The following is a 23,461-nucleotide window of genomic DNA, read 5'->3' on the forward strand; positions in this document are numbered from 1 at the left end:
ACAACGCCGTTCTGCTGCCTCTCCGGCAGCAGACTTTACTCAGCCTGTTGCCGCCGCGCCCGATAGCGGCCAACCATAGTAATCAACGCCTGATAGATTAAACCGGCGTAGAGACTTGTCAGAATCGCCAGACCAGGCTCTTTGCCCTGCTGATGCCATGACATAAACCACATGAATACGCCCCACAGTACAGAGAACACCAGCCATCCGCGGACGAACTTCATAATGCCATTCATAACGACTCCTCTTAAATGAAGCGCTACTTTAGCCTGCTCCTGCCCTAAACGCATTGCCAGCATGCGCGAGTTGCGAGGCGTCTCATATAATCACCACTCATTTATTATTCTCACCGGGTGTTTAGCCTTATCCGGGCGATTTTGTGGTGATTCTCTATACTCAACCTTCCGCTTAACTGATCAGGGAATTACGATGAAACGTATTGCTTACCTGTTATCAACGCTGGCTGTCCTTGCCACACTTACCGCCTGTGCACCACCACCACCAGAAAGAGACGCCCCACCGCCGCCTCATCCAGGCAAAGCCGCTCCGCCGCCACCGAGTGGGCAGCAACCGGTTGGCGCACCGGGCGGGATGGGTCCGGCAGGACAACCACAAGCGTAACCTTATTCAGCCAGTCTGCGTGGCAGACTGGCTAATGCCGAAAGGCGCAGCCGCAGGCTGACATCTCACCGGGACGAATTTTACCAAAATGGGAGTGACGCCGCTGCAACTGCCCCTGCCCTCTGCTGATTTCTGCCGGTTGCCCCAGCCAGCGATTTATCGCATTGCTCAGAATCTGACTGATATCAGATGACCAGCTGGTAAGATGCCAGGTAGAGCTACGCGCCTCTTCACTGTCTCCAAATCCTGCCACCGCCAGATGGGCACCCTGACCAAAATCACGCATCGCCTGCATCGCGCCAAAGGCCAGCAAATCGCTTTCACAGAAAAGTGCCTGAATACGCTCCGCGGCTCGGGTCTTTTTCAGATAGTGCATCATCACCTGATAGGCGCCGTCACGATCGTCCCCCTCTGCAGTCAGCTCGACATTCAACGCCTTGCCCGCCGCCTGTAACGTGGTGCTGTAACCCTGCTTTTGCGCGCTTTCACCGGGCTGACTTTGCATAAAGCCAAACGTCTGGTGCCCCTGCGCGATCAGTAACTCTGCTGTCACCTCACCCGCTCGCAGCGCATCTGCCTGCAGTGCAGGCTCTGCCTTAATATCAAGTACCGGCAGATCACAGGCATCCGTTACCCTGTTACCGGGTAAGAGCAGTAAACCACGTAGCGCTAGCGGGGATGCCTGCCGGAGGAGTGCTGTCAGCGCCGTATCCGCTTCTGCATTCAGCAGAACAGTGATAACACCGTGCGCGTTAAGCTGGCGCGTGACCTCGTCCAGCACTTTCTGCTGATAGGGATTGAGCAACTGGCTGGCGACAACGCCGATAACCGGAGGAAGAGCCGATGGCGTTAAGTCAGGCGTAGAAGGTGTGAGCATGGGTGCGAAATTCTCTGCGACGACAAATAATGCCCACCACTTTACGGTAAACCGCCGTGTTTCAACAGGTTACAGTGTTCGACACAGGCCGCAAAAATGAGTGAAATCAGATGTAACTGGGCTTGTAGTGGCAGAACTGCAGGGATGAAACAGGCATTAACAGGACAGGAGACAGAAGATGGACCGGGCAGCAGGATTTGAACCCGCATCGTCAACCCATAAAGAGTCGCAGTAATACCTTTATACCATGCCCGAATAGCGTGCCTGGAAAAGTCACGCAGTGTGAACAAGAGTAGTCCCACACTCTAATCAGGCAAGCGCAAGCGGCAGCTATTTTTAGCAACCGTCGTATAAAACCAAAAAAGAGGTGCCTTCGCCTGTCGACATTGATTATTCAGCTAACCTTAAATTTCAGGTAGCCTGTTTTGGCCGGGACTTATGGCCAACATTACGCAGAGGTCAAGACTATGCCTTCAGGACAATTTTACGTGGTTGATCAACCCGAACTAAATTTTACCGCCAATTATCATATTGATACGGTCAGTGACAAACCCTATTCATCAAGGATGCTACTGGAGATTCGGAAGCAGTCACAGCCCACCGACGCCTTTGAAGCTATCAACATCGGACATGAAGTAACGTTTGTCTCCTCCAGTGGAGAGGCGCAGCGAATGGTTCTGGTCAGTGACACAGATGATGAACTGGTGTTCAGCTCTGTAGCGTGATGAAGGTAAAATGATTGAAGGGAGATCCAGTGCAGGTCATGCCGGATAGCAGGCACAAAAAAACCGCCTAGGGGCGGTTACGACATCACTGCATATTACTTTTTATTTTTTGTTTACGGCAGAAATATGGTGCCCGGGGCGGGACTTGAACCCGCACAGCCTTACAGCCGAGGGATTTTAAATCAGGCGCTACAATCATATAAATCAATCACATAAGATGATTTTTCATAATATAGTCCCAAAAATGGCCTCAATAGATTCAACAAGTTAGAGGCAGACATGGGACCATATTATGAAAAAATTTACTTAAATTATCGGTCTGACAGGCTCATACACGGATACTATTTCCGCCGTGACTTTACCCAGCACGATGATCCCTTCCATACCATCCCCGTCGATTGTTTCACCGTCCTGGGTGATTATGCCCGTTCTGAACAATTTCCCCAGTTGTGAATAATCTCCGAGCTGGAATGCCACTTTGTCGCCTGTCTGCCCCTGAATTGTCCTGTCGATGATAGCGAAGCCAACCGGCGTCTCAATCATCAGCATATGAGTCGGGTGAGGCATCAGGATTTTGTTCAGGTCAATGCGGCCCTCAACGTAGTCATTTGCCGGTGATGGAAATCCCATGTCATATTCCCCCGTTCGGGTTGAACTGCCGGTATGTCTTAGCCTCACCCTCCTGCGTCGATGCATCGCAGAACGTCACCGTGTTTGTCTTTATCCACTGGTTAGCCTCCCGCAGGCTGAAATGCCAGTTAAGCTTCTCCAACTGTTGGACAAACTCCTGAGTAGTGACGATGACTCCCAGTGACGGGTCTCTCTTAATAGCGTTCATGAATGCGTGTTTGATTTCATAGTCGCGCGGCATAATAAATCCTCCCCCGGCAAATACTGTATGGATAAACAGTAATATCAGACAGGGGGTTTAATCAAGGCGAGGCGGGTGACAAATTTGTAAAGAAATTGATGAGGCTGGGATTTTTAGTTGGTGTGGTCAGGCAGAGGTGACTAATCTCAAATCATACCCGCAGCCTGCACAGATCGGCGCAGTTTAAAAATCTGCCCCGTCGCCGGGGCTTTTTTTACAATGCTGCACAGGTCCGCTAAGAGCGAGGAGCGGAATTTGACTTAATTAAATTACAAGGGGGGTTAAAATGTTACTGGCGAGATTTTCTGGGATTCTTATAACTTGAGCCGCTTCACTTCATAGAATTACATGCCGCCAAACTTCTTGTGCCAGATGAAGAAAGTAGCGTCAAAGATAGAGTGTTTGCGGCAGAGTTACTAGTCACAAATTCAGGTGTTGGCCTAGCGAAGGAAGCTGATAATCTCTTAGTCGGAAAAATGCTTCTTTATGAGAAAGTCCTCACGTAGTTAAAGAAGGCATCATTAACATCGCGGTGTATTAAGGAACGTAGAGCAGGTCAAATCCAGTAATTCAGCATGATACCGTTTATAAAAGCCGCACCTGATAATTTGTTGCACCAGATTTAGGGTTGCCTTGTGCAATAACAGACGGTAAATAGGTCTTCAGCTAGCATAATGGCGCTTATGGAACGTGAATTTTCTTGTCGTCCAGCCAGAAAGTTATGGAGTCGGAACTGATAAGAGAATAGTTGTAAGAGTGCCAGCTGGCACTCTGAATTCTGATTAGCTAAGGGAGTACCTGCGTTGTCTGGAGCATGCGTGATCTGATCCTTCAATTCAGAGAAAGCTTGATTAATCAAACAATACTCCTGAAGGGATTTAAGCCGAAACTATAATACGTGAGGGAATTACCATGCTATTTTAGCAAAAAAATACAGAGTAGTACTACGCCCCCCCCTTTATTTTCAATTCGTTAAAGATATCTTCAATTATAAAGCCATTTTTAATTAAAATTTGTAAAATATTTTTATGTTCTTTGAAATCATCAATATATAAACCATGATCTTTTACTTTGGCAATTCTCGTAATCACATCTACGGTATCTGTATAATCGATCTTATTTTCAAGATCATTGAGCAAAATAATACTTGGATTTAGAGTTGAGATTAGCTTACCAAATTCTATTTGTAACTCTTTGGATTGATGAGTATTAATATAATCTTCAATAAAAGAATCAAAATCGCCCTGCAACTCCACTTTAAGGTTTGCAATATCCTTCATAACATTTTCTAACTCAGAAGAATATGGCCGCCCATGTTTAAATTCGAATAAGAAAAGATTTGCCTTCTCAATACACTCACAAATATAAAATACTGTATAAAGAGAGAATTTTTGCTTAACTTTTAATTTCTCATAGGCATAGTGCACCAGAAGATGTTTAGCATTAATAATATTTTTATTTTTTGAAAGTTGATTATTAGAAGCGGGCGGATAAATTACCACCTCAACATCTTCTAGAGTTTGAAAAGTTTTTAAAATAAGAGCCTCAACTTTATTCCAATCGAGACCCCCGTTACCACATCCTAAAGGTGGTATTGATATTGATGTGATTTTTTTTTCGACTATGCATTTTGCTAAAGATTCAAGACCTCGCGAGATAAAATCATATGTCGCTTTTTTTCTCCAGCTATCCTTAGTGGGAAAGTTGACGATTATCTTTCCCTTTTCCTCAACAAGTAAAACCTGTCCAATTTTCATTGCACCAGTGCCACAAGCTTTTTTATAAACTTTGAAATTATTAGGAAAACTTTCTTTGAAAGCTAAAGCAATACCCTTTCCCATAACTCCTTGGCAGTTTACAGCATTTACAAGAGCCTGCGATGTAGAAGTTAGAAGATTTCCGCTTGCATATTTAATCATAGATTTAAAACATATAAGAATTGGCTGTTACAAATATACTTAATCCTTGTTTTTTTATCAAGTCTTCAACGTGTTTTTTTTCGTCGTCATTTTTGACATAGATGCAGCAAAAATTCTCCGGTTCAACAGTTACACTTGATAAACATTCAGCCATACATACGGATTTGCATTCTGGATTTTTATAATCCCTTGTATTCATAAGCTCCCAGTTAATTTGTGCAATTCCTTGGTCATAATCTAAAAGGCTTACAACAGAACTGGAGGACAATGGGTGTTTAGGAATCACTTTCCAACCATTTTTATTGGCAAACGTTCTTCTAACTGCAATAATACAAAATGATTTTTTATCATGGTCTTTCAGGACTCTGCCATCAAAAGGATTTTTAGTAAAAAAATGGAAAGGAACCATTGTTTGCAAATTTAAAGCTTCGCGACCTGTTATTATCTCTCCGTCGGCAACATCAATAAACTTGCCTTTTACTGACGCACGAGATCTCAATCCTGTATCTAAAATATTAGGCAGATTATCCATACATGTTAAATGATAGAGAAGAGCCTGATCTTCGATTTTTTTCCTTTCACTCATTTCAGTTTATCCTTTTAAATTCGAAGATACATTTATAAATCTAATCATTATTGACAGTCAAGGAATTTAAGAATATTCGCATTGCAAATTTTCCAACAGCCTGATTTTTATCAATTTTACGTTGTATAACTTGGCATTATTGATGTATATGGTAGAACAATCGTAATGTGGTTTACTGACGCTGAGTGATTACGATAGCCAATTTGGGGAGGCAATGGTGCGTGCGCTGAACAAAATGAAAAGGCAGATATGTCTGGAAACCCGACCAGCTACAGAGATGTTCGCTAATAATTTGATTTAATTAATAAAGCTTCAGTCCAGTAGAAACGAGAATTTGGACAGCAAGGTTTTAATATCCTCAGTTCATACGGTCACACCTGCAAAGATTTTTGGGGTGATACGCGCTCTTAGCTGCTTTCATTGAACATCGTAAGGATATTCTAGTCTTCCCCATAAGTACGGATTTTCGTTGTATTGATGGGTGTAAACAATGTCCGCTTCTGGCACAAAGCGGACATTGATGGCTTTCAAGATTGAATCAGTATTGCCTGCCCCGCCTCCTTTTTACGCCTGTAAAAGCACCGACAATGCAATGCTGGTCGCCAGATCATCACGATGCTCTGAAAGAGCCAGAATTCTGCTGGCAATGTTCTCCGGCGTCACTGGCTCCCCCACCAGCAACCAGCTCCCAGACAGCCTCACCCATAGCCATACATGCTGCGTCGTGTGCCTGCGCCTCGAATCCCTTTTCCATAGAGCCTCCTGATTAAGTGAGGCTTCAGGATAGCTTTATTATTAATTAGCTGCATGCGGACATTGGATATTTGCGAGACGTGTTCCAGAGGTTTAACGGCTGGGTAGTTGGTAAAGAATTGCTCTTTAGTGAGATTATTTCCTTGTCGCAATGATCTAACTCAATTCTCGAGAATATCTGGAAGATATGATCAAAGACCTCATTGTGATTTCTAAAGGGATTTTATTCAGAATGCAGTGCAATCAGAAAAAGTTAAATTCAATCCAATCTCTGCGGGGTCTTGCTGCGATGTTGGTTGTGATGTTTCATTTTCGAACCGACCTCGCCACGGATTTTCCTGTAGCTAACTGGTTATTTGCTCAGGGTGCAATCGGGGTTGACCTATTTTTTATGATAAGCGGATTTATTGTTTACTATGTTACATTAAATGAAAAAAACGGAATAAAATCTTCAGAGGCCTTTTTAATAAAAAGAGTATGCCGTATTTTTCCGCCATACTTTATAGCCACACTTTTCATAGCCGGAAATTCATGGGATAAATGGTCTTCAACTTTGCGCTCTTTTTCGTTCCTTCCGGCTGATATTACTCAGGCCGCTCCTTACTTCGGCTATCCAAGACTGTTTGTAGGTTGGTCCCTAAATTATGAATTCGTTTTTTATACTATCTGTGGATTCGCTCTTCTTTTTCGAAAGCATAAACACATTATAATAACTGTTATTATATCCTCTTTCGTCGCACTACCACGCCTAGCCAATAATTATGACATCCCACTACCTAACATTAATTACGGATATCGCGGTTATTTAGCCCTAATGACCAACGCCATGATGTTAGAGTTTTTGGCAGGTATATTCATCGGCCACATTGCAATTAACAAGAGGTTATATCACTCTAGGTGTGCGGGCTGGGTGGTTATATTTTTATCCACTACATATTATATCTATATTCTGTTGGGATTCGGCAACGCGCCGGGGAACGGTAATTATGATTTTGCGGCAGCTTCATTTTTTCTCTTACTTTCGCTTTCATGTTATGAATATCAATATGGAATAAACGCTCCTAAATTTTTAACATCTATTGGCACAATATCATTTTCTATTTATTTAATGCATCCACATGGTCTATCTCTGGCTCGGAAGCTCATCTCCCGGCATTACCACGGTTCATTTACGGGAGTAACAACAACACTAATGGCATTAATTTTTACTGCGTTATTCTCGATGGCTTTTTATAAGTCATTCGAGGTTGGACTAAGTAATCATTTGAGAAGGAAACTGTTAAATAAACTCCACAAGCCAGTTATTGCAGTTAGCTAAAATCTAGCCGCCTGAGACGGCGGCATTTTTTTTAATTCATGGTTTGCTGGGCCATGTGACCAAGCTTAACCCTGACTCGTCGTGGATAGTGCTTAGATCTAATTCCTTAAGAGCTTTAATGTAGGCCATCCATTTAACAAGAATAGCCTTATCATCATCACTTATAACATCTAATTGAAGCTCTGTACGCCAATCAGCAATAGTCGTGTTTGCTTCACTAAGCAGGCTCTGCCGCTGCGTTTCTGCTATTTTATTCCATTCAATAATGGGATTTGTGAGAGTCGGCTTACCCTTACTGTCAGCTGTAATTATTTTCCCAACCGCTTGCCCCTCAAACAGAGATTTATATTCATCATCTGTTATAACTACCGCGTCTTCAGGCCAGCCGGAATTGGTGTTTTCATATAACTCCCTATCGGACTCCCGATAAAAACCACCTGTCTTGGCGCTATAGTAATATTTATCGCTTTCCATTAATTAAACTCCATAGGCTATATATCGAACGTATTGAGTTCGGTCCATATTTCGCGAGGCGTTAGTATCAACCATAACGTATGCCCCAGTAGTGCTCAGGTTAAGAAATGCAGCGCAGGCTACATACCCAGCTGATGACGCTTGATCCGCAGTGCTGCCAACAATCGATACCACGCCGTTGGGAAATGCCAGTGGAAACGAGAATGAGGCGCTACCAGCGCTGCCCGATACAGGAACAGCTACCGTACCAGCCTGAATAATCAAACCAGTTGCGCTGTCTCTCCACCAGCCTCCCCCTGGATTGCCGGTATTTCTAGGCTGAAAGTTATTGTTAACCCAATTGTTGTTGTTGCTTATCTGTCCGCCGATTTGTGCATCCACCCAAGTACTTAGGTAGCCGCCCCATGCGGGGCCATAAACATTGCCGTCCTCAGCCAGAAAACTGGCTCCGCTGCCGGTGTAAGCTTTACCATAAATTTGCGTGTTGCCGTTCTGATCAAACCTGAACTCATGTATGGTGCCGAACCCATCCCATTGGAGTTGCAAATAGGCCCGAGTCCCGACTTCCTCGACGATCCGCATGAATCCCGATGCGCCGTCTTTAAAATCCTGATCGCCTCCGCGCCCCTTTATTGCAACACGGTACATGGGCGAATAAATCACAGTGCCTGTAGTGGGATTTTTCGAGTTAGAAATCAGCGAAATACTTGCTTCTTCATCCAGATTCCCACCCGTGCGGGGATATGCGCCTGTTTGCGCTGCTGTGGGAGGATTTTGCGTTGAGAACAACTCGCCGACGTCCGTTTCATCAACGGTTATATATAATTTGCGGTCACCATCATTCCAATCCATGTAAATACGGTGTTTGCCGGACGAATGTTTACCGCCGTTAGCCTGCACGGCTTGCCAGTTACCGACGAGATTCAGCCCTAAATTTTCCAGTGCTTTAGCAATATTATTCAGGTCACTAAGATTTGCGTCCTGCCTCAAAAACAAGCCATCGCCTGTGGCCACCTTAAGTTCAATGCTGGCGGTTTCATTTACGGCCAGACGAAACTGCAGGCTGACGTTGATACCGCTGACCGGCTTTTCAATGGCAGCGCAATTCGCCACTGCATAGAGTTCTCCGGTATCAGTTAACAGTCCCACTTCACGAATAGTGAACCCGCCCACATCAGCCGGAACAACGAGATGAGCTACCCACTGGTTAGATTGCTCCTGAGATACGTCCAGCCCGGATATAGCATGGCGGTATACTTCACGAATCAGTGCAGTTTGCGACGGATTTGGCGTTGCGGCCTTCCCGTTACCATCACCGATTACAAAATCTTTGATAACGACCGGCGTGCCGTTTGCAGACGACGCCGCCTCCAGCTCTTTTCCCCGGTTCGTGAGGATGCTGTAATATTGCTCTGCCACGATTATTCTCCAGTCTGAATCACAGCGTCGATGTACGCAGTTACCGCACCGCCTGTGTAATAATTTCCTGCTGCGCCAACGTCAGCGATCACATCAATGCTGCTGAGATAGCTGCGTAAATTTTTAGCCTTATTCACCTGACGCCGTATGCGGCTATACAGGCTGTCATCTATGCCCTGCAGGCTGTAGACCTCAATCCGAAACGTGTACGGCGCTCTGCGCGGGTTTTCCTGCCACCACTCAATAACTGTAGTGGGCAGGCTCACCGCCCCCAGCGCACGCCTAACAGCGCCTGCAGTGCCACGATGCTGATGCACATAGGCAGCATCGCGGCAGACCTGGCGCTTATCTTCCTCAGTCCAGCTTTCATCCCAGAAATCGACCGATAGCTCCCATGCCAGCCAGGGCAGCAGATGGTAAGGGCAGTCATCTGCACTTTTAACGCTTCTGACCATGCCGGTTTTGATGGCGAGAATCTGTTCCCGTGATGCCTGCTCCAGCGCTCGCTCCTGATGAAGAGCGTTCTGTGGTAACAGCGAGCGAAATTTATCAGCCATTCCCAGACCCTCTTATCGTGACGCTGATTGCCTGACACCACGGCGCTTTCCCCATATCAGCCTCAATATCTGCTGCAGGGCTTGCCAGCCTCACCCTGACCACACCAGGCTGTTGCAGAGCGGCATAGATGGCGGACAAAGGTATGACCGTATTAATTCGGTGAGAGAGTGCTGCGTAACTCGTTGCAACGCTGATCGCATTATCCAGCACCGTCTGCGCATCCGGCCCATCGGGGATTTCCAGCTCTGCCGTGATGCTGTATCGCTGTATGATCGCGCTTTTAACGCTCACGAAATCCGTCAGCGGGCGAACCTCATCAGCGCTCAGATTGGCTGCCGTTTTATCCAGAAGTGTCTGAGGGGCTGTGCCGTCACCCGTTCTCGACAGCACGTATACGTCGACCTCTCCCGGACGACTGTGATCCTCTGGCCCGTATGCATCTGCATCCAGCACGTCAGCATCAGCCGACCGCGCATGAAAGCGATATGCGTTACGCGCTCCTGCGGTATTAAGCTGCGCCCATGACAGCTGGATACGCTCCCGGTAGGCATCATCGTCCTCCAGTTCCGCATCCACAGGCGGAACAGCATCAGGGTCAGCAGGAGTAATGACATAGCGTTTAACATTGAAATTTGCACCAATCTGATCCAGGTCTGCACCTCTGGCGCTTGCCAGAAATACGGCACGCACGGCGTCATTGACGCGCTGAAATGCCAGCGTCAGCTGATACGCATTTACCTCGCCCTGTTTATAGGCCGGGTCCGACTCCACCAGCGCATCAAACTCCGGGTCCAGTTCGCGCAGACGCGCCAGCCACCGGGCAAAAATGTTTGACGCGTCAGGCACGATAATGGCGTTCGGAACCTCCAGCTCAGACAGATTAATAACATCAGAACTAATTGCCATTGATAGCTATGTCTCCGGTAGTTGTTGGGGTGCCGCTTTCTTTATTGATTCCCTCAACATCCACAATGAACGTGGATTCATCGTCGGGAAGTGAAACAACAACCCGCGTCACCTGCAGTCGCGGTTCCCAGCGCGCCAGGGCTTTTGCAGTGGACGCAATAATCCGTAACCGGGTCAGATCGTCACGAGGCGCATCTGCCAAATCCGGCAGCTCACTACCGTAATCGCGAACTAAAACCCTGCTGCCTATCGGCGTGGTCAGAATGTCGCTGCACGACTGGCGCAGATGCGCCGAACCCGACAGGCGTTTGCCCGTCCGGATATTTACACCGTTCATGAGAGTTATCCGTTGAAAGAGGCTGTCTGGAGGGTTAACCGAAATAGGCCGGCCCGGTTTTATCCGTGCTGCCCTTTTTGCCTTTCTTGCCTTTAGCGTTGATGTTAACCACCAGGTTATAAGTGAAACTCAGGCCTGATGAGGTCAGTGAGAAAACAAGCGATTCCACCAGCCAGGAGCGATCCTCGCTGGAACCAAATCCGGACGTCGTAACACCAGACTCAGCCGTTAAAGCAATGTGTCTGGGACGGCATGGGCCAGTGAGCGTCATTTTTTGCTCGTTACGCTGTGCCTGCGTTTTGCGGGCTTTGGCCTGCTGGTCTGCAATGGATTTTCCAGATTGGGTATAGGGATTGGTGATTGACGGTCCATCATGATCAACTGTGGTGGTTTTCGTCCTGCCATCAGCTTCATCGTAATAGCGCACCCCAACTTTACCACTTGCTTTGCCATCACTGCCTGTAGCCTTACCAGTTGTGCTACCGCGCTGGCCCTCATTATAAGTCCAGCTGGATAGTTCATCGGGGGTGATGGTGATACCTCCTGTCTCCTTACCGACAGCAGTTTTCATCGCCCCCTGCACCAGAAACAGCCAGTACCCACCAGCGGGTTTACTGATGGCATTGTAGGTTCTCGCCAGCCGCGACATCAGATTGGCGTCTGACTCTGCAACCTGGTCGATGTGATCGATATGAATTTCTGCGAGTTCTGCGGCCACTTTCGGTTTTAGTCCGTTGTCTGTGGCAACGGTTTTAACGAGATCGGCCAGCCGGATATCATCCCAACTACGCGTTTTGTGGTTCAGCACGTTACCGGGATGTTTCTGGGCGTTCATTGGTGCGGCAGTGGCATAGATTTCAACGCGGCGAGGTGGCCCACTACTACCCACCCCCGAAACAACAAACCACCCCTTATCGACCAGCTGATCATTAAAGCCCATCGCCACCCTCAAACGTGCTCCCTTAGATGGCAGTGGCAGAGTTTGAGAAAGCAGCGTGATTTTAAGTTCATCCGCTTTGGCTGTTGCCCCGCCATTATCCGTCAGGGTGAGTTCGCTCAGACACTCCTGCAGAGCGCGGGTAATGTCCTTGCCCTCTGCGCTTACACTGAATGCTGGCGCATACTCTGGATTTACAATCTGTTCAGCCATGTTAATCCCATAAACTAAATGCCGAATCAGTAACCGGCGTGGTCAGGTCCGGGAGCGTAATAGCGACTCCTGCAGTAAGAATGGCATCCCTGTCTGCCAGCCCCCGATTTGCCTCCAGTACCGCTGAAACGTTGGATGAGAGATTTGCAGTGCCATAATGATCTGCGCAAATAGCGTCCAGCACATCGCCATCACGGGTTTGATATATCGTCGGCATAATGTTTTAACGTCATCGTCCAGTTTTTATTACGGTGTCCGCCTCCCGGCAGGAACCGATCAGTTGTATCGCTGAATTGAGTTACCGCCCACCAGCCCAGCACATCGCCCTCACCACTCACCAGCAACTGGGGCTGAGCCAAATCAGCCAGGTCGTAAAGGTCATTAACCGCATCCACGCCGTTACGAAAGAACGCATGTGCCTCGCCATCAAGCCGCACCGTCCGCCCGGGTTTTCCTGTGTACTGCAGCAGACTCTGTTTGCCTATCCTCTCCTGTTCACTCCAGTTCCAGCTAGCCTCACGTGAAAGTGATTTAAACGCTGTGGTATCAATGGAGAAGGCAAAATCGCCCAGCATCATCATGACGCGGTCAGCCTGACTACCACGAATGGCGGACTGCTGTGCCTGTCCGGATGCCTCAATTAAAGGGATTATTTCACTCACCAGATAGCACCTCCATCCAGCATGCTGTTATCTCCCGTGAATGCCGGGTTGGTTTTGGTAATGGACTCCAGCTCGTCGGCAATCCCACGCTCGCTCTGTCCCTGTGCACCGTTGATTTCGAACCGGTATTCAAATTTCCGGTTATCGGTCATCTGATACGCTTTCTGCTGACTGTCAGCTGCAGCAAGACCACTGTTTAAGTCATCCCACCTCCTGCCTGACTGAGTATCCGACGTTGCAGAATTGTTTTTCAGGGCATCCGTGAAATCCGGCAATCCCTCTTTCTTCGCAGTCAGAAAAGGATCGAGCGATTTATCAAACGTCTCATCGTCATCGTTGAAAAACCCACGGGTAGCGGTAAAAGATTTTTTAACCTGTTCCGGCAATTCCGGGTGCTGCTTCAACTGCTGATCAAACCACTCTTCCTGACCGTTGCGTTTTGCCGTCAGTCTGGCGATATCGACCGATCCCGTCATTGCCAGCGATTTCAAAACATTTTTTTGATCCCCCCGCTCATCTGGTAGCAGCCAGGAGAGTTTTTTAGCCAGGGCATAAATAATTTTCCCGACATACACCACGCCCTGGCCGAACGTCAGTACGCCGGGATAAAGATCATCGCGCAGAAATTTTACTACCCTGCTGATGCCGCCGCCTTTAAACCACTCAGCCAAATCATCAGTCAGTTCCCTGATGCGGGGAGCAAGCTGATTGCCCAGTTGTCCCGATATCTCCGCACCCGCGCTGAAGAGAACGGTTTTAAGGTTCTCAACCGCTTTATTGCCCTCCACCGCGCCGTCAGCACCCGCTTTGGTGACGAGGTTATAGCGATGCTGCTCATCCATTAAGTCGCGATAGCTCCTGCCAGACTGTTTCACCAGCATCAGCAGCTTGCTGGCTTCGCCGCCGAAAAGAGAATCCAGAGCGAACGAGGCTTTTGACTCATCTTTCAGGCTCAGCGCACGCTCAATGATTTTACTGAACTGCGCCATGTCGCTCAGGCCAGCCATGTCACCCGCTTTGAACCCCAGCGTTTCAAAGGCGTCCTGCAGCGCACCCTGCTTGCCGTTCTGCTTATACTCCCCGGACTTGTGCAAGTACTCCTCAAAGAGATCGCCAAAATTCTCGCCGGTCATGTCGTACTGTTTTGCCAGCGAGTCCCACGCATTGTAGGTCTCCACATCAACGCCATAGCTGCGCGCTACACCCGTCTGCCGCGCTGTTTCGGCATTGGTGGCAGCTGGCGCAATGAGTGACGCCAGCGCGGTGGCAACCACACCGCCGCCGCCAATCCCAAGACCAGGTGCCACCATGCCCCCGAGGTGGCCACCGACGTTTAAGCCGCGCCTGAAAAGCCCACCCGCCTTGCCTATAAAGGCATTAATCCGCTCACCACGCTGAATCTGGCGGTTCAATTTTTGCTGTTCGGCCTCGGTTTTGCGTATCTCACGCGTCACCGAACTGTACTGACGTTTCAAATCGCTGATGCTGTTTCCAGCCAACTTGGCTTTTTTGATCTCGGTGGCGAGTTTTGTCTGGTCCTTAGTAAGACGCTCGGATTCTTTTCCCACCGCTTTCAGGTTCTTTTGCAGGTCGGTCGATGAGCGTTTCCATGAACTGTCGATATTGCCGCCAAACGTTATGGTGGCTTTAAGGTTTTGACTTATTCCGGCCACGGTTTAATGCCTCCATTTCGTCAAACAGAAAATCGGAAAACGTGCTGAATGGCATATTCAGATAGTCCCCCATGGGGAAATGCAGCCGCCTGCCCAGAAAGCGTATAGCCCGGATCAACTCTCCTTCGGTCGCTCTCCGGGCGGGAGCATAAAAACGTTGAAGGCATCCGTCAGCTGCGCATAATCCGCTGCTGTCAGCTGCCAGATATCCTGTTCGCTGAGGTTACATAGCTGCGCAATCATCCGCGCTTCCTTCTCCTCTTCATTACCGCGATCTTTTGCATGCGCGATGCGGTCGCGCACCAGCGGTTCGCGCATATGCACAACGTTTAACTCTGCGCCACCCTCCAGCGTGACGGGGGTAAAAAGTTTGATGGTTCGTGTTGAAGCGGGAAAACTCATAATTAGCACCTGAAATAAAAAACGGCCCGGAGGCCGTTATGAGTGAAGGATTAAGGGAGACAGATTACAGACGAACTTTTGATGCCAGCCCGGCCAGCACGTCAACGCCGTTAACGCGCCGGGCAAATCGCTCTGTGTCGATCTCAAACAGCTCCTGACCGTCTTTAGTCTGTTTGTAATAGCTGACCGCAATGTCAACCGTGATGGCGTTCTCTGAAAGAGCGTCTTTACCCCGCGCATCGGGAGTGACCGTATGAACAAAACCCTCAATCTCCTCAACCGTTCCCAGGGCGGTGCCGTTAGCCAGATAACCCTGATAGGCAGTGAAGCGTGGGCGACTGCCACTGACGAAACCGAACGCCGTCAGCATGTCGGTATCGATGCCGTAAAATTTAATCTGACAGGTCATTGCCTCCATGCCGTCATCAACGGGTGTCGGTGCGTCCTGCGCGCCGGTACGCAAATCGGTTTTGACGATCGCCAGTGTCGGCGGCGTGAATTCGTGCGCGCCCTGAATGCGCACCCCCTGCCTGAAAAACGTCCAGACGCGTAATGTATTTTTATCACTCATGCCGCCAGCATCTCCTCAAGCGCATAGTTGTTATTAACCCGGACACGCAGGCTGATCAGCTCGGTTGGTGACTTAGGACCAAAATCGTAATTGATATAAAGTTCACCCGCTGCCAGCGTTTCTTTTGTGTTCAGCTCCTTATCCAGCCAGGCTTCGCCACCGAAAATGGCTTTCAGCCTGACCAGTTTCCGCATATATGAGTTAATGGTGCCAATGATGTCATCAGCATTTTCCCAGTCCAGAGGACGGTCCACGTACGGCAGCATGGCCTCCTGAATGCTGTCCTCAATGACGTCCGCCGTTCGGCGCACCGATTCAAAATGCCACTGCGGCTCGTCTGCGCACAGACGGTTTCCCCAGTGTTTAAATCCCGAACGACGCACGATGGTTGAGACGTTCTGCATATTCAGCAGGTTGGCATCGCAATTTCTTTCACCGAGGATAAATTCATCAATCTGTTCAACGCCGAGGATATTGTTGATGTCCTGATTGGATTTGCTCCACCACCATCCCTTTTCGAAATCGATCCGGGCACGCAGCCCGGCAGCAAACGCGGAATAGGCCCGGTATACCAACTGGCCGTCACTGTTGCTCGTCTGAACACGCGGACGCAAAAGCTCGGTACGTGCGCCATATGACTGGCGGCGCTGGACCACCTCCTGCAGTGTTGCGCCTGACGCACAGTCAACATAAGCCACAGCTCGCAATTTACCGGCAACCGTCTCCAGTGCTTTGCCTACCGCGTCGTCCTCACTGAAACCGGGTGCAATAACAATGCGCGGTTGATAGGTGGTCGCGGATTTAGCAGATGAAAGTTTACCGATACCAGCAAGAACGGCGGCACGCTGCTTCTCTTTAGTTGTTTCCTCACTGACGCGCACAATTACGGTCAGAGCGTTGCGCTGGTCATTAATGTCAGCAATGGCCTGCTTAAGCGTTCCGGTGTCACCCAGGCGGGACATCATCGTTGTGCCAACAATCGCCACGGGCGTATTGAGCGGGAACGGTTCATCCTCTCCACCAGTCAGCTGAAGCGTAAATGGCGTGACAAAGCCCGCTCCACTGCCTGAAACCAGTATTTTCGCGCCATCCTGTGCAGGTACGACGGCAACAACATCAGCGGGAGTTGCATTCAGCACCCCATCCTCATCGCAGCCCAGCGTGATGCTGAGTTTGAGTGCGGCGGCATCCCATGATGCTGATGTGGGAACAGCTGCCTTTACAGTCGAGTCGGGTACACCTGCAACAGCCTCCACGCTGATAACATTTCCCGCTCTGCCGATGATGGTTGTTTTGAAGTTCAGCACGTTATCGAGTATCGGGGTTCCGGTCGTAGCACTGGCTGGCGTACCGGCTGATGCATCAGGAGCGGTTCCCACCAGCCCAATAATTGCCGTCTGAATCGTTGTTACTGCAACGGTGCCAGAGGTTAACTCTATCGTTTCAACACCATGTAAATCACCCATCTGTTTTCTCCAGGCATAAAAAAACCTGCCGAAGCAGGTTACATTTTCTGATTAGGTTTACCGGTTATTCCACCACTGTCTCCGGGGTGGTCGTGGTCGTTATGCACCTCCCGGATTTTACTCATAGTGCCGGTGCCGTCACTGATATCGCCGGTCGCTTCAATGTCGCTGTTAACCTGCGTTTTCCCCTGCACCGTTAGCGTTTCAGTGATTTCAACAGGACCATCCAGCGTGCCGATTCCAACAATTTTGTATGATCCCCCTGCCGCGATTTTGATTGTCAGTGCATGGGCCTCCCGGTCATACCTGATTTCGGTACCATCGCTATAGCGGGTGATGTGCTCGCTATCGCTACCCTCCGGAACAGGCATTGCTCCCGTATTCCAGCCCGGAAACACACGGCCATTGTTCAGCTCTCCGGCCTCTGACAGCACGGTTACAGCATCACCCACTGCGCAGGGGTTTGAGTCGGAACGGTTAGCCCCAGAAAAACCCTGACAAAGTGGCAGCCAGGTGGTGACGATATCCCCGAGATCGACACGGCATTTTGGCTGCTTATCATGGCGGACTGAGTGAATCACGCCACGGCGGATGAGATTAGCCAGCCGCCGCTGCAGGTCTCCACTGATATCACTCATCGGCTTTTGACTCCCAGATCAGCCGATAGTCATCGACATGCGCACGCCCTACATCGGGTGATTTACCCAGCCACACCTTACGCAACGGCACCCCTGATGGCGCAAACGGATCAGCACCAAATGCGGCTGATTGCGTGTATGAAACCCGCCAGACCAGGTAATCATCCATACGGGGATCAAACTCATCACGTTCAGCCGATATGAATTCAGCTGGCTCTATGTGGCTGATACCAAATTGCTGACCATCAATCCACTGAGTGATATCTGCTGCTGCAGTTCGCAAAAAAATTTCAGGTTTACTGGCGCTGGCTCCCTCAGAATCCACCACGACAAACAGATCACAGCTGAGCGAGACCTGCAGCTGGCCCTCATTACCGCCACCCTGCTCCCAGCTGTTAATTGTGAAATACACTGCGGGCGTGGTTAATCCAGTGAATCGGGGAATGTTTTTTTCGGGATAGGCATCAGCATCCTGCACCCACGCTATATTTTTCAGCGCCGAAATCACGGCGTCATGGTACTGCCCCATCATTAACGGTTCAGCCATTACAAACCTCACACAGAAATTCTGGCCTTAACCCGGCCACGCAGATCACTCTCGAAATGGTGCATGAAAATATCCATGACCTCTGCAAACGCGTTGTCCTCAACGTAGTTCAGCATCGGTTCATAGATATCAATTTCAGCATCACGGGTGCGGCGCGTTTCCGGGTCACGGATCACTATCGTGCGTCGGTTGTCGCGGCGACTACGTGCCACCTCCCCATTCTCAAACGTGCGGGCTGATAGCAGGTTTCCTTTAGGGGTAAATCCCACGGTACTGGCCCGTCGCCGCGATTTAATAAACCGGCCCGTATTTTTATCGCGCCGATCATGATGTGGCCGCACGCGGCCAGAGATTTTCCCTTTCAGGTCTTTCACCTTTATCGCGTTCAGGCCAAACCACAGTCGGAAATTATCCAGCGTGGAATTAGAGGCTGGCTGAACACGAAACGACAGGAGGCGACGGCGCACCATATTCATGCTGCGCGGTGCCAGGCCATCTTTAAGATCGGCCATTGCCCGCTTTCTCAGCGTTGCCCCTGTTCGCTGTAATGCCCGTGAATACGCGGCACGAAACTGTTTTTGTGTGGCTCCGATTTTTTCCGCTATCCGCCAGATAGCGGTAACGTCAATATCCACGGGTAAATCCCGCCTTAGCCGCGATTCACGTGCCATTTCATTTACTCCAGTTATTTATCTCAGGCTGGGGTTTTCCCGGCTCACCGAACGCCAGCGAAACGCGGGTGCGGCCTTGTTCATCGGTTCCCACATGAGTGACGCGATAATTGACGCCATTCACCACCGCGCCGTCACCCTTGGAAAGATCGGCAATATCAGCCGTCATGGCGCTGAATGCTGGCGAGTAGTCCTGCAACTCACCGCCGCCAGGCACACTCACAGGTGAATCGGGCGATTCAAATATCACCACCACCGGGCGCGCCTCACCTCCCATTAGCAGGGTGGCCGGAGATTCCTCAGCAAACGCCCGGTTAATCCGGGCATCCGCCTTTGCCAGCCGCGAACGGAAGCGGTTCATCAGAAGCCCAGCCGCACGGCAACAGACTCGTCACCGGCTTCAGCATCCGCCCAGGCAGTACCGGCAAGAGGATTTGGCGTAGCATCTTCACCTGCTTCCGCCGTCACCTTGCCGTCTGCAAGATAGAGTTTCTGGCCCGTCCCGACAGACTCTGCCGCTTTTGGCAGTACAAACACCCCAGCCGTATGAAGCACACCCCATAAACCCGCCAGAATATCGTCATGCGCTACACCCACCAGCGCCCCCACAACCACTGCCTCGCCGGAGGCAATTTCAGTAGCGCCGGTGTTCAGATAATCAATCGTTCTGCCGTCCTGCTGATAATTCGTTGCCATCGTTACTCTCCAATGAAAAAGGCGGCCTGCGCCGCCCGGATATAAGAAAGCCGCCCGGAGGCGGCTTATTTGTTGGTGACTTTAACCAGGCCCCGATGATCCAGAGGGGCAACACCTGCATCAATGCGAACCTTGAACGCCGCACCATCAATGGTGAACCCCTGCTGCTGCTCCAGATACGGGGTATCAATGCCGTCCAGATAGGCGACCTCGATAGTGTCGCGGCCCTGCGCTGCAGCCAGGTAATAATCAGTCGCGCTGCTGTCATCCAGACGCGCCTCCGACATGACCTCCACGAAGTTCTGAATCGGGTTATTGATGCCACTGTTAACATCAGCACCCGGCACGCTGGCAGATTTGATCAGCTGGTTGGCGCGTGACTCGATAGCGACGGGTGCCAGCATAAACGCAGGGCGAATATTCAGGTTACGCTCACCTGATTTCTGCAACTTCATCGCCTTGCGTGCCGTGTCCAGACCTTCAATGCTCAGACCGGCTTTAATCAGGTTGCCGTGGTCGGCATGGAACAGCGGCTTACCGTCTGACATTTTCGGGTTGCTGGTCAGGACGGCCCAGACTAGATCGCCTACTGTTGCTCGGGCTGCGCTTCCCATCGCCTGCGGAATCCCGGTCAGCATGGACAGATCGTCATTGATGATGGCCTGACGGTCAATACTGAACAGGTTGCCGTAGGTTGCCAGCGCAATCGGCTCGCCACGATCTTTCAACGTGACATATTTATATTCAGCGCCCGGACGCACCTTGCTCAGTGTCGGGAACGTCTCAAGGCCAACGCGATGCGCCGTTTTGAAATCAGTCAGAATCCCTTTCCGCGTCCATTTATCAAAAATTTCTTCGGCCTCATTCCAGCCCATCAGCGCCGCTTTATTAGCCACGTCCATCAGGATATTGCCAAAATCACTGTTACTGTGGGTGAATGCCAGACCCACCATTGCCATCGGAGTCTGATGACCGGCAATACCGATCCCGCGATCAACCAGAGAAGCACGTGCCAGCTCACGCAGCGTATAGCCTGCATACGCATTATCTTTTTCTGCTTCCGCATAGCCCACGCGTGACATGATTGCAGCGCGAACTGAGTCGCCCACCAGATTGCCGTTACCCGCATGCAGATGAATGGCACCCGGACCGGCGAGCGGCGTTGTACCGGCAGCCAGCGCGGTGAGCAGTTTGCCGCGCGCAACTTCCGCTGAGCATGACATATCACTGATACATTCGGTGCGCAGAGAGGCAAATGCCGGAAATGACTCAAACACTGCGCTAACAGCATTAACGCGCTCAGCGTTCGCCGTCTGCATCTGCTGCTGCAACTGAACAGCCAGTGCACTGATATCGATGTTGCCTGCCTGAACCGGCGCGGGCGGCGTGACTGCTGCCTGCGGGGCAGGAACCTGCGGCGCTGGCGTCTGAGTGTTTGTGTTTCCTTCCGCGCGTGGCGTAAACAGTGATTGGAGTTGTTGAGGCATGTTGGTGTAATCCTTCAGTTTGTTTTCATTCATACAGGCTGCTGCCTGCAGTTCAGGTTCCAGGGTATCGGCAAAACCTTTTTCAACGGCTTCCGCACCACTCAGCCAGGTTTCGGCTTTCAGCATTGCCTCAAGCTCTTCGCGCCCCAGACCGGTTTTATTCATGTAGGCGTTGAGCATCAGCGCCTCATTACGATCTAGGAAATCAGCGTAATCGCGCATCTCATCGGAATCGCCAGCAATGCCGCCCCACGGTTTATGAATCATGATCCAAGCGTTTTCCGGCATATGCACGTTGGCACCCGGCAGGCAGACAATCATGGACGCCATACTGGCGGCCACGCCGTCTACCCAGATATCCATCGTGGCTTTAAGGCGTGACAGCGTGTTGTAAATGGCAAAGCCCTGCATCACATCACCACCGGGGCTGTGAATATGCAGGTCGATGGCGCTGGCCTCAAACACGCCAGCCTCTCGGCACTCATTCACAAACTGCTGGGCTGTGATGCCCCAGCCGCCGATCACGTCGTAGAGATAAATCTCTACCCGCCCGGCTGCCTGCGCACGAATCTCATACCAGCACTGACCGTTTGCCGCATCGACACCGGCCAGCGAGGCTTGAGGATTAATCAGTTTTTGAGTCGTCTGACTCTTTTGATGTTGCATCTAACACCACTCCTTTATCGTTGGCGGCGTCGGAATCGAACACCAGCCCATGTTCCCGGTTGAATTCGGTTTCACGCAGGCGCTGGCGCTTAACCTCCTGCGGATTTTTGCCACGCGCACGCGCCCACTCCGCCTCAGTACTGGCACCGCCACGCACGTTGGCTTTCCACGCCTGCGCCTCTTTAACCGGGTCAATCCACGGCATCACCGGCCCAAGATAGAGCGCGTTATAAAGAGATTTTCGGTCTACATCGGGAGGGATTTCGATACCGCTCAGGAGTGCCATTGCCAGCCATGCACGGTAAACGGGACGACTGTGCTGTCCCACAAACCACTGCTGGAGAACGTTATATCCCTCGAAACTTTCCACCAGCTCCTGACGTTGTGAGCTGTATGTACCGTTGTAGTCGCGTGCAATGCTGGAATAGCTGCCGCGTGTACCGGCAGCAACGGCCCGCATCTGCCCGTTCCTGAACTCGTATAGGTGAACGTTGGGGCGGTTTGATTCCACCATGCCCAGGTCTTCACCCGGCTTTAATTCGTCATAAATCATGCCGGGCGCGATGTTGTAGAACCGCTCCCCGCCAGGCTCCGAAAATTCCCCGCTGTCATCCAGGGACTGCGCATCACCGCGCCGGATGTAGAACCCCAGCGCTGCAGCGATACGCGCCGCGACCCGTTCTGATTCTTCGTAGTCTTTGATATCCGACAGGCGAGTGATAACGCCATGTATCAGGCTGATTCCCCGCAGCTGATGCAGTCGTTTGCGCTGCGCCAGATGCAGCATGCTGCCTGCGGAAACAGTTTTGAATTCAGTGTTAAAGCCGGTAAATGAGGCCGGATGGTTTTTATAGACCTTGTAAGCAGTGGGTCTCCCCCATGCGTTAACGACGATGCCCTGCCTTATTTGCTGCCCTGTCGTGCTGTTCAGGGTGTAGGGAACGAAATCAGCCTCCAGCATTTCCAGCGAGAACGGCACTGATGTGGCATGCTGTAACCCGGCTACATTGCCGCGCACCAGCTGAGTGAAGACCTCACCGTCACGCAGTGCCGAACGCAACAGCAGCCGTTCTGCCTCGGGGCGGGTAAGCATCCCGGTCACTTCCGGGCGCACTGACCATTCAGCCCATAATGCTGATAGCTGGCTGGCAAAATCGCCGTGCAGATTGCCATCAAGGTCGAGCGGCTGTGGTTCAACGTGGATGCCATGCGCTCCGATTACCCGGTCCTCCATTTTGTCGAACAGACCGATGACCAGATCGTGGTTTTCATCCAGCCAGCGCGCTTGCTCACGCAGAGAGGTTCCTGCTGCAAACACAGCGGTGTCAGCTGATCGGGATTCGCGTTTACTTTTATGCAACCGGGACGGGTGAGCGGCCTCATACGCCTGCAGCCGGAGGCGGTTTTGCGCACGTGCAGCGGCCCACCCTGGCGAAATAACGCCGAGTGTTTTTTCAATAAATCCCAT

At 50.5% G+C, this 23,461-nt stretch carries 29 protein-coding genes and 1 tRNA gene; 3 read left to right on the top strand and 27 right to left on the bottom strand.

Translation table 11 applies throughout. The annotated features are described in order from the left end of the window. Positions 1 to 35: 35 nt before the first annotated feature. Complete coding sequence (locus ACR8BF_RS11970) at positions 36 to 236, bottom strand: DUF6404 family protein (protein ID WP_003849972.1); 201 nt, start codon at positions 234 to 236, stop codon at positions 36 to 38. 193 nt (positions 237 to 429) lie between these two features. Here ACR8BF_RS11970 and ACR8BF_RS11975 point away from each other — a divergent pair, with 193 nt between their 5' ends. Next, positions 430 to 621: a hypothetical protein gene (locus ACR8BF_RS11975; RefSeq protein WP_179896128.1), complete on the top strand. Its 192-nt coding sequence runs from the start codon at positions 430 to 432 to the stop codon at positions 619 to 621. Between the two features lie 31 nt (positions 622 to 652). Here ACR8BF_RS11975 and ACR8BF_RS11980 read toward each other — a convergent pair whose 3' ends face one another. Continuing rightward, the gene (locus tag ACR8BF_RS11980; protein ID WP_434745007.1) at positions 653 to 1,498 is read right to left on the bottom strand and encodes a substrate-binding domain-containing protein; all 846 of its coding nucleotides are present in this window, start codon (positions 1,496 to 1,498) and stop codon (positions 653 to 655) included. Between the two features lie 179 nt (positions 1,499 to 1,677). Beyond that, a tRNA-OTHER gene (locus ACR8BF_RS11985) sits at positions 1,678 to 1,753 on the bottom strand. 233 nt (positions 1,754 to 1,986) lie between these two features. On the opposite strand from ACR8BF_RS11985, the gene ACR8BF_RS11990 reads away from it, so the two are divergent. After that, the gene (locus tag ACR8BF_RS11990) at positions 1,987 to 2,223 is read left to right on the top strand and encodes a hypothetical protein (RefSeq protein ID WP_313701826.1); all 237 of its coding nucleotides are present in this window, start codon (positions 1,987 to 1,989) and stop codon (positions 2,221 to 2,223) included. A 306-nt stretch (positions 2,224 to 2,529) separates the two neighbouring features. Here ACR8BF_RS11990 and ACR8BF_RS11995 read toward each other — a convergent pair whose 3' ends face one another. The 5 genes from ACR8BF_RS11995 to ACR8BF_RS12015 all read right to left on the bottom strand — a co-directional run bounded on the left by ACR8BF_RS11995 (position 2,530) and on the right by ACR8BF_RS12015 (position 6,353). Continuing rightward, positions 2,530 to 2,853, bottom strand: coding sequence for a phage repressor protein (locus tag ACR8BF_RS11995; protein ID WP_434745008.1), 324 nt, complete (start codon positions 2,851 to 2,853; stop codon positions 2,530 to 2,532). Between the two features lies 1 nt (position 2,854). Further along, positions 2,855 to 3,094: a DNA polymerase V gene (locus tag ACR8BF_RS12000; RefSeq protein WP_434745009.1), complete on the bottom strand. Its 240-nt coding sequence runs from the start codon at positions 3,092 to 3,094 to the stop codon at positions 2,855 to 2,857. A gap of 944 nt (positions 3,095 to 4,038) precedes the next feature. After that, entirely contained in the window at positions 4,039 to 4,935 is an 897-nt protein-coding gene (locus ACR8BF_RS12005; RefSeq protein WP_434745010.1) for a macro domain-containing protein, read from the bottom strand. 82 nt (positions 4,936 to 5,017) lie between these two features. Then, positions 5,018 to 5,599 (bottom strand): DarT ssDNA thymidine ADP-ribosyltransferase family protein, encoded by a 582-nt coding sequence (locus ACR8BF_RS12010; protein WP_434745011.1) that lies wholly within the window; start codon positions 5,597 to 5,599, stop codon positions 5,018 to 5,020. Positions 5,600 to 6,209: 610 nt separating this feature from the next. After that, positions 6,210 to 6,353, bottom strand: a complete 144-nt coding sequence (locus tag ACR8BF_RS12015; RefSeq protein WP_434745012.1) for a hypothetical protein — start codon at positions 6,351 to 6,353, stop codon at positions 6,210 to 6,212. 186 nt (positions 6,354 to 6,539) lie between these two features. Between ACR8BF_RS12015 and ACR8BF_RS12020 the strand changes: the two genes are divergently transcribed. Then, entirely contained in the window at positions 6,540 to 7,670 is a 1,131-nt protein-coding gene (locus ACR8BF_RS12020) for an acyltransferase family protein (RefSeq protein ID WP_434745013.1), read from the top strand. 36 nt (positions 7,671 to 7,706) lie between these two features. Here the strand turns inward: ACR8BF_RS12020 and ACR8BF_RS12025 are convergent, their stop codons facing one another. From ACR8BF_RS12025 to ACR8BF_RS12115, 19 genes are all read right to left on the bottom strand, one after another. Beyond that, on the bottom strand, positions 7,707 to 8,144 hold the full coding sequence (locus ACR8BF_RS12025) for a tail fiber assembly protein (protein WP_434745014.1): 438 nt from the start codon (positions 8,142 to 8,144) through the stop codon (positions 7,707 to 7,709). Positions 8,145 to 8,147: 3 nt separating this feature from the next. Beyond that, positions 8,148 to 9,563, bottom strand: coding sequence for a phage tail protein (locus tag ACR8BF_RS12030; RefSeq protein ID WP_434745015.1), 1,416 nt, complete (start codon positions 9,561 to 9,563; stop codon positions 8,148 to 8,150). A gap of 2 nt (positions 9,564 to 9,565) precedes the next feature. After that, complete coding sequence (locus tag ACR8BF_RS12035) at positions 9,566 to 10,120, bottom strand: phage tail protein I (RefSeq protein ID WP_434745016.1); 555 nt, start codon at positions 10,118 to 10,120, stop codon at positions 9,566 to 9,568. After that, a complete protein-coding gene (locus tag ACR8BF_RS12040) occupies positions 10,113 to 11,027 on the bottom strand; it encodes a baseplate assembly protein (RefSeq protein ID WP_434745017.1) in 915 nt (304 codons plus the stop codon). Before ACR8BF_RS12040 ends, ACR8BF_RS12035 begins: the two co-directional genes overlap by 8 nt. Continuing rightward, positions 11,017 to 11,364, bottom strand: coding sequence for a GPW/gp25 family protein (locus tag ACR8BF_RS12045; RefSeq protein WP_434745018.1), 348 nt, complete (start codon positions 11,362 to 11,364; stop codon positions 11,017 to 11,019). Before ACR8BF_RS12045 ends, ACR8BF_RS12040 begins: the two co-directional genes overlap by 11 nt. A gap of 34 nt (positions 11,365 to 11,398) precedes the next feature. After that, positions 11,399 to 12,514 carry a contractile injection system protein, VgrG/Pvc8 family gene (locus ACR8BF_RS12050; protein WP_434745019.1) on the bottom strand — a complete coding sequence of 372 codons (1,116 nt, stop codon included), beginning with the start codon at positions 12,512 to 12,514 and terminating at the stop codon, positions 11,399 to 11,401. A gap of 1 nt (position 12,515) precedes the next feature. Beyond that, positions 12,516 to 12,731 (bottom strand): tail protein X, encoded by a 216-nt coding sequence (locus tag ACR8BF_RS12055; RefSeq protein WP_163657268.1) that lies wholly within the window; start codon positions 12,729 to 12,731, stop codon positions 12,516 to 12,518. Next, positions 12,706 to 13,176 (bottom strand): phage tail protein, encoded by a 471-nt coding sequence (locus tag ACR8BF_RS12060; protein ID WP_242634072.1) that lies wholly within the window; start codon positions 13,174 to 13,176, stop codon positions 12,706 to 12,708. The genes ACR8BF_RS12055 and ACR8BF_RS12060 overlap by 26 nt, the downstream gene beginning before the upstream one ends. Further along, positions 13,173 to 14,849 (bottom strand): hypothetical protein, encoded by a 1,677-nt coding sequence (locus ACR8BF_RS12065; protein WP_434745020.1) that lies wholly within the window; start codon positions 14,847 to 14,849, stop codon positions 13,173 to 13,175. The genes ACR8BF_RS12060 and ACR8BF_RS12065 overlap by 4 nt, the downstream gene beginning before the upstream one ends. Before the next feature lie 114 nt (positions 14,850 to 14,963). Further along, complete coding sequence (locus ACR8BF_RS12070) at positions 14,964 to 15,251, bottom strand: phage tail assembly protein (RefSeq protein ID WP_083068442.1); 288 nt, start codon at positions 15,249 to 15,251, stop codon at positions 14,964 to 14,966. 64 nt (positions 15,252 to 15,315) lie between these two features. Next, positions 15,316 to 15,822 (bottom strand): phage major tail tube protein, encoded by a 507-nt coding sequence (locus tag ACR8BF_RS12075; RefSeq protein WP_083068444.1) that lies wholly within the window; start codon positions 15,820 to 15,822, stop codon positions 15,316 to 15,318. Then, a complete protein-coding gene (locus tag ACR8BF_RS12080) occupies positions 15,819 to 17,288 on the bottom strand; it encodes a phage tail sheath C-terminal domain-containing protein (protein ID WP_434745021.1) in 1,470 nt (489 codons plus the stop codon). Before ACR8BF_RS12080 ends, ACR8BF_RS12075 begins: the two co-directional genes overlap by 4 nt. A gap of 38 nt (positions 17,289 to 17,326) precedes the next feature. Next, on the bottom strand, positions 17,327 to 17,926 hold the full coding sequence (locus tag ACR8BF_RS12085; protein ID WP_083068448.1) for a phage baseplate assembly protein V: 600 nt from the start codon (positions 17,924 to 17,926) through the stop codon (positions 17,327 to 17,329). Then, entirely contained in the window at positions 17,919 to 18,473 is a 555-nt protein-coding gene (locus ACR8BF_RS12090; protein ID WP_083068450.1) for a hypothetical protein, read from the bottom strand. The genes ACR8BF_RS12085 and ACR8BF_RS12090 overlap by 8 nt, the downstream gene beginning before the upstream one ends. Before the next feature lie 8 nt (positions 18,474 to 18,481). Continuing rightward, the gene (locus ACR8BF_RS12095; RefSeq protein ID WP_434745022.1) at positions 18,482 to 19,144 is read right to left on the bottom strand and encodes a hypothetical protein; all 663 of its coding nucleotides are present in this window, start codon (positions 19,142 to 19,144) and stop codon (positions 18,482 to 18,484) included. A 1-nt stretch (position 19,145) separates the two neighbouring features. Beyond that, a complete protein-coding gene (locus ACR8BF_RS12100; protein WP_187491675.1) occupies positions 19,146 to 19,505 on the bottom strand; it encodes a head-tail joining protein in 360 nt (119 codons plus the stop codon). Then, positions 19,505 to 19,840: a capsid cement protein gene (locus ACR8BF_RS12105; protein WP_136198157.1), complete on the bottom strand. Its 336-nt coding sequence runs from the start codon at positions 19,838 to 19,840 to the stop codon at positions 19,505 to 19,507. Before ACR8BF_RS12105 ends, ACR8BF_RS12100 begins: the two co-directional genes overlap by 1 nt. A 65-nt stretch (positions 19,841 to 19,905) precedes the next feature. Beyond that, positions 19,906 to 21,993 (bottom strand): ClpP-like prohead protease/major capsid protein fusion protein, encoded by a 2,088-nt coding sequence (locus ACR8BF_RS12110; RefSeq protein ID WP_434745023.1) that lies wholly within the window; start codon positions 21,991 to 21,993, stop codon positions 19,906 to 19,908. Continuing rightward, positions 21,953 to 23,461 carry a phage portal protein gene (locus tag ACR8BF_RS12115; RefSeq protein ID WP_434745024.1) on the bottom strand — a complete coding sequence of 503 codons (1,509 nt, stop codon included), beginning with the start codon at positions 23,459 to 23,461 and terminating at the stop codon, positions 21,953 to 21,955. Before ACR8BF_RS12115 ends, ACR8BF_RS12110 begins: the two co-directional genes overlap by 41 nt.

Source organism: Candidatus Pantoea rara, from assembly GCF_051136265.1.
GTDB classification, from domain to species: Bacteria; Pseudomonadota; Gammaproteobacteria; order Enterobacterales; family Enterobacteriaceae; genus Pantoea; species Pantoea rara.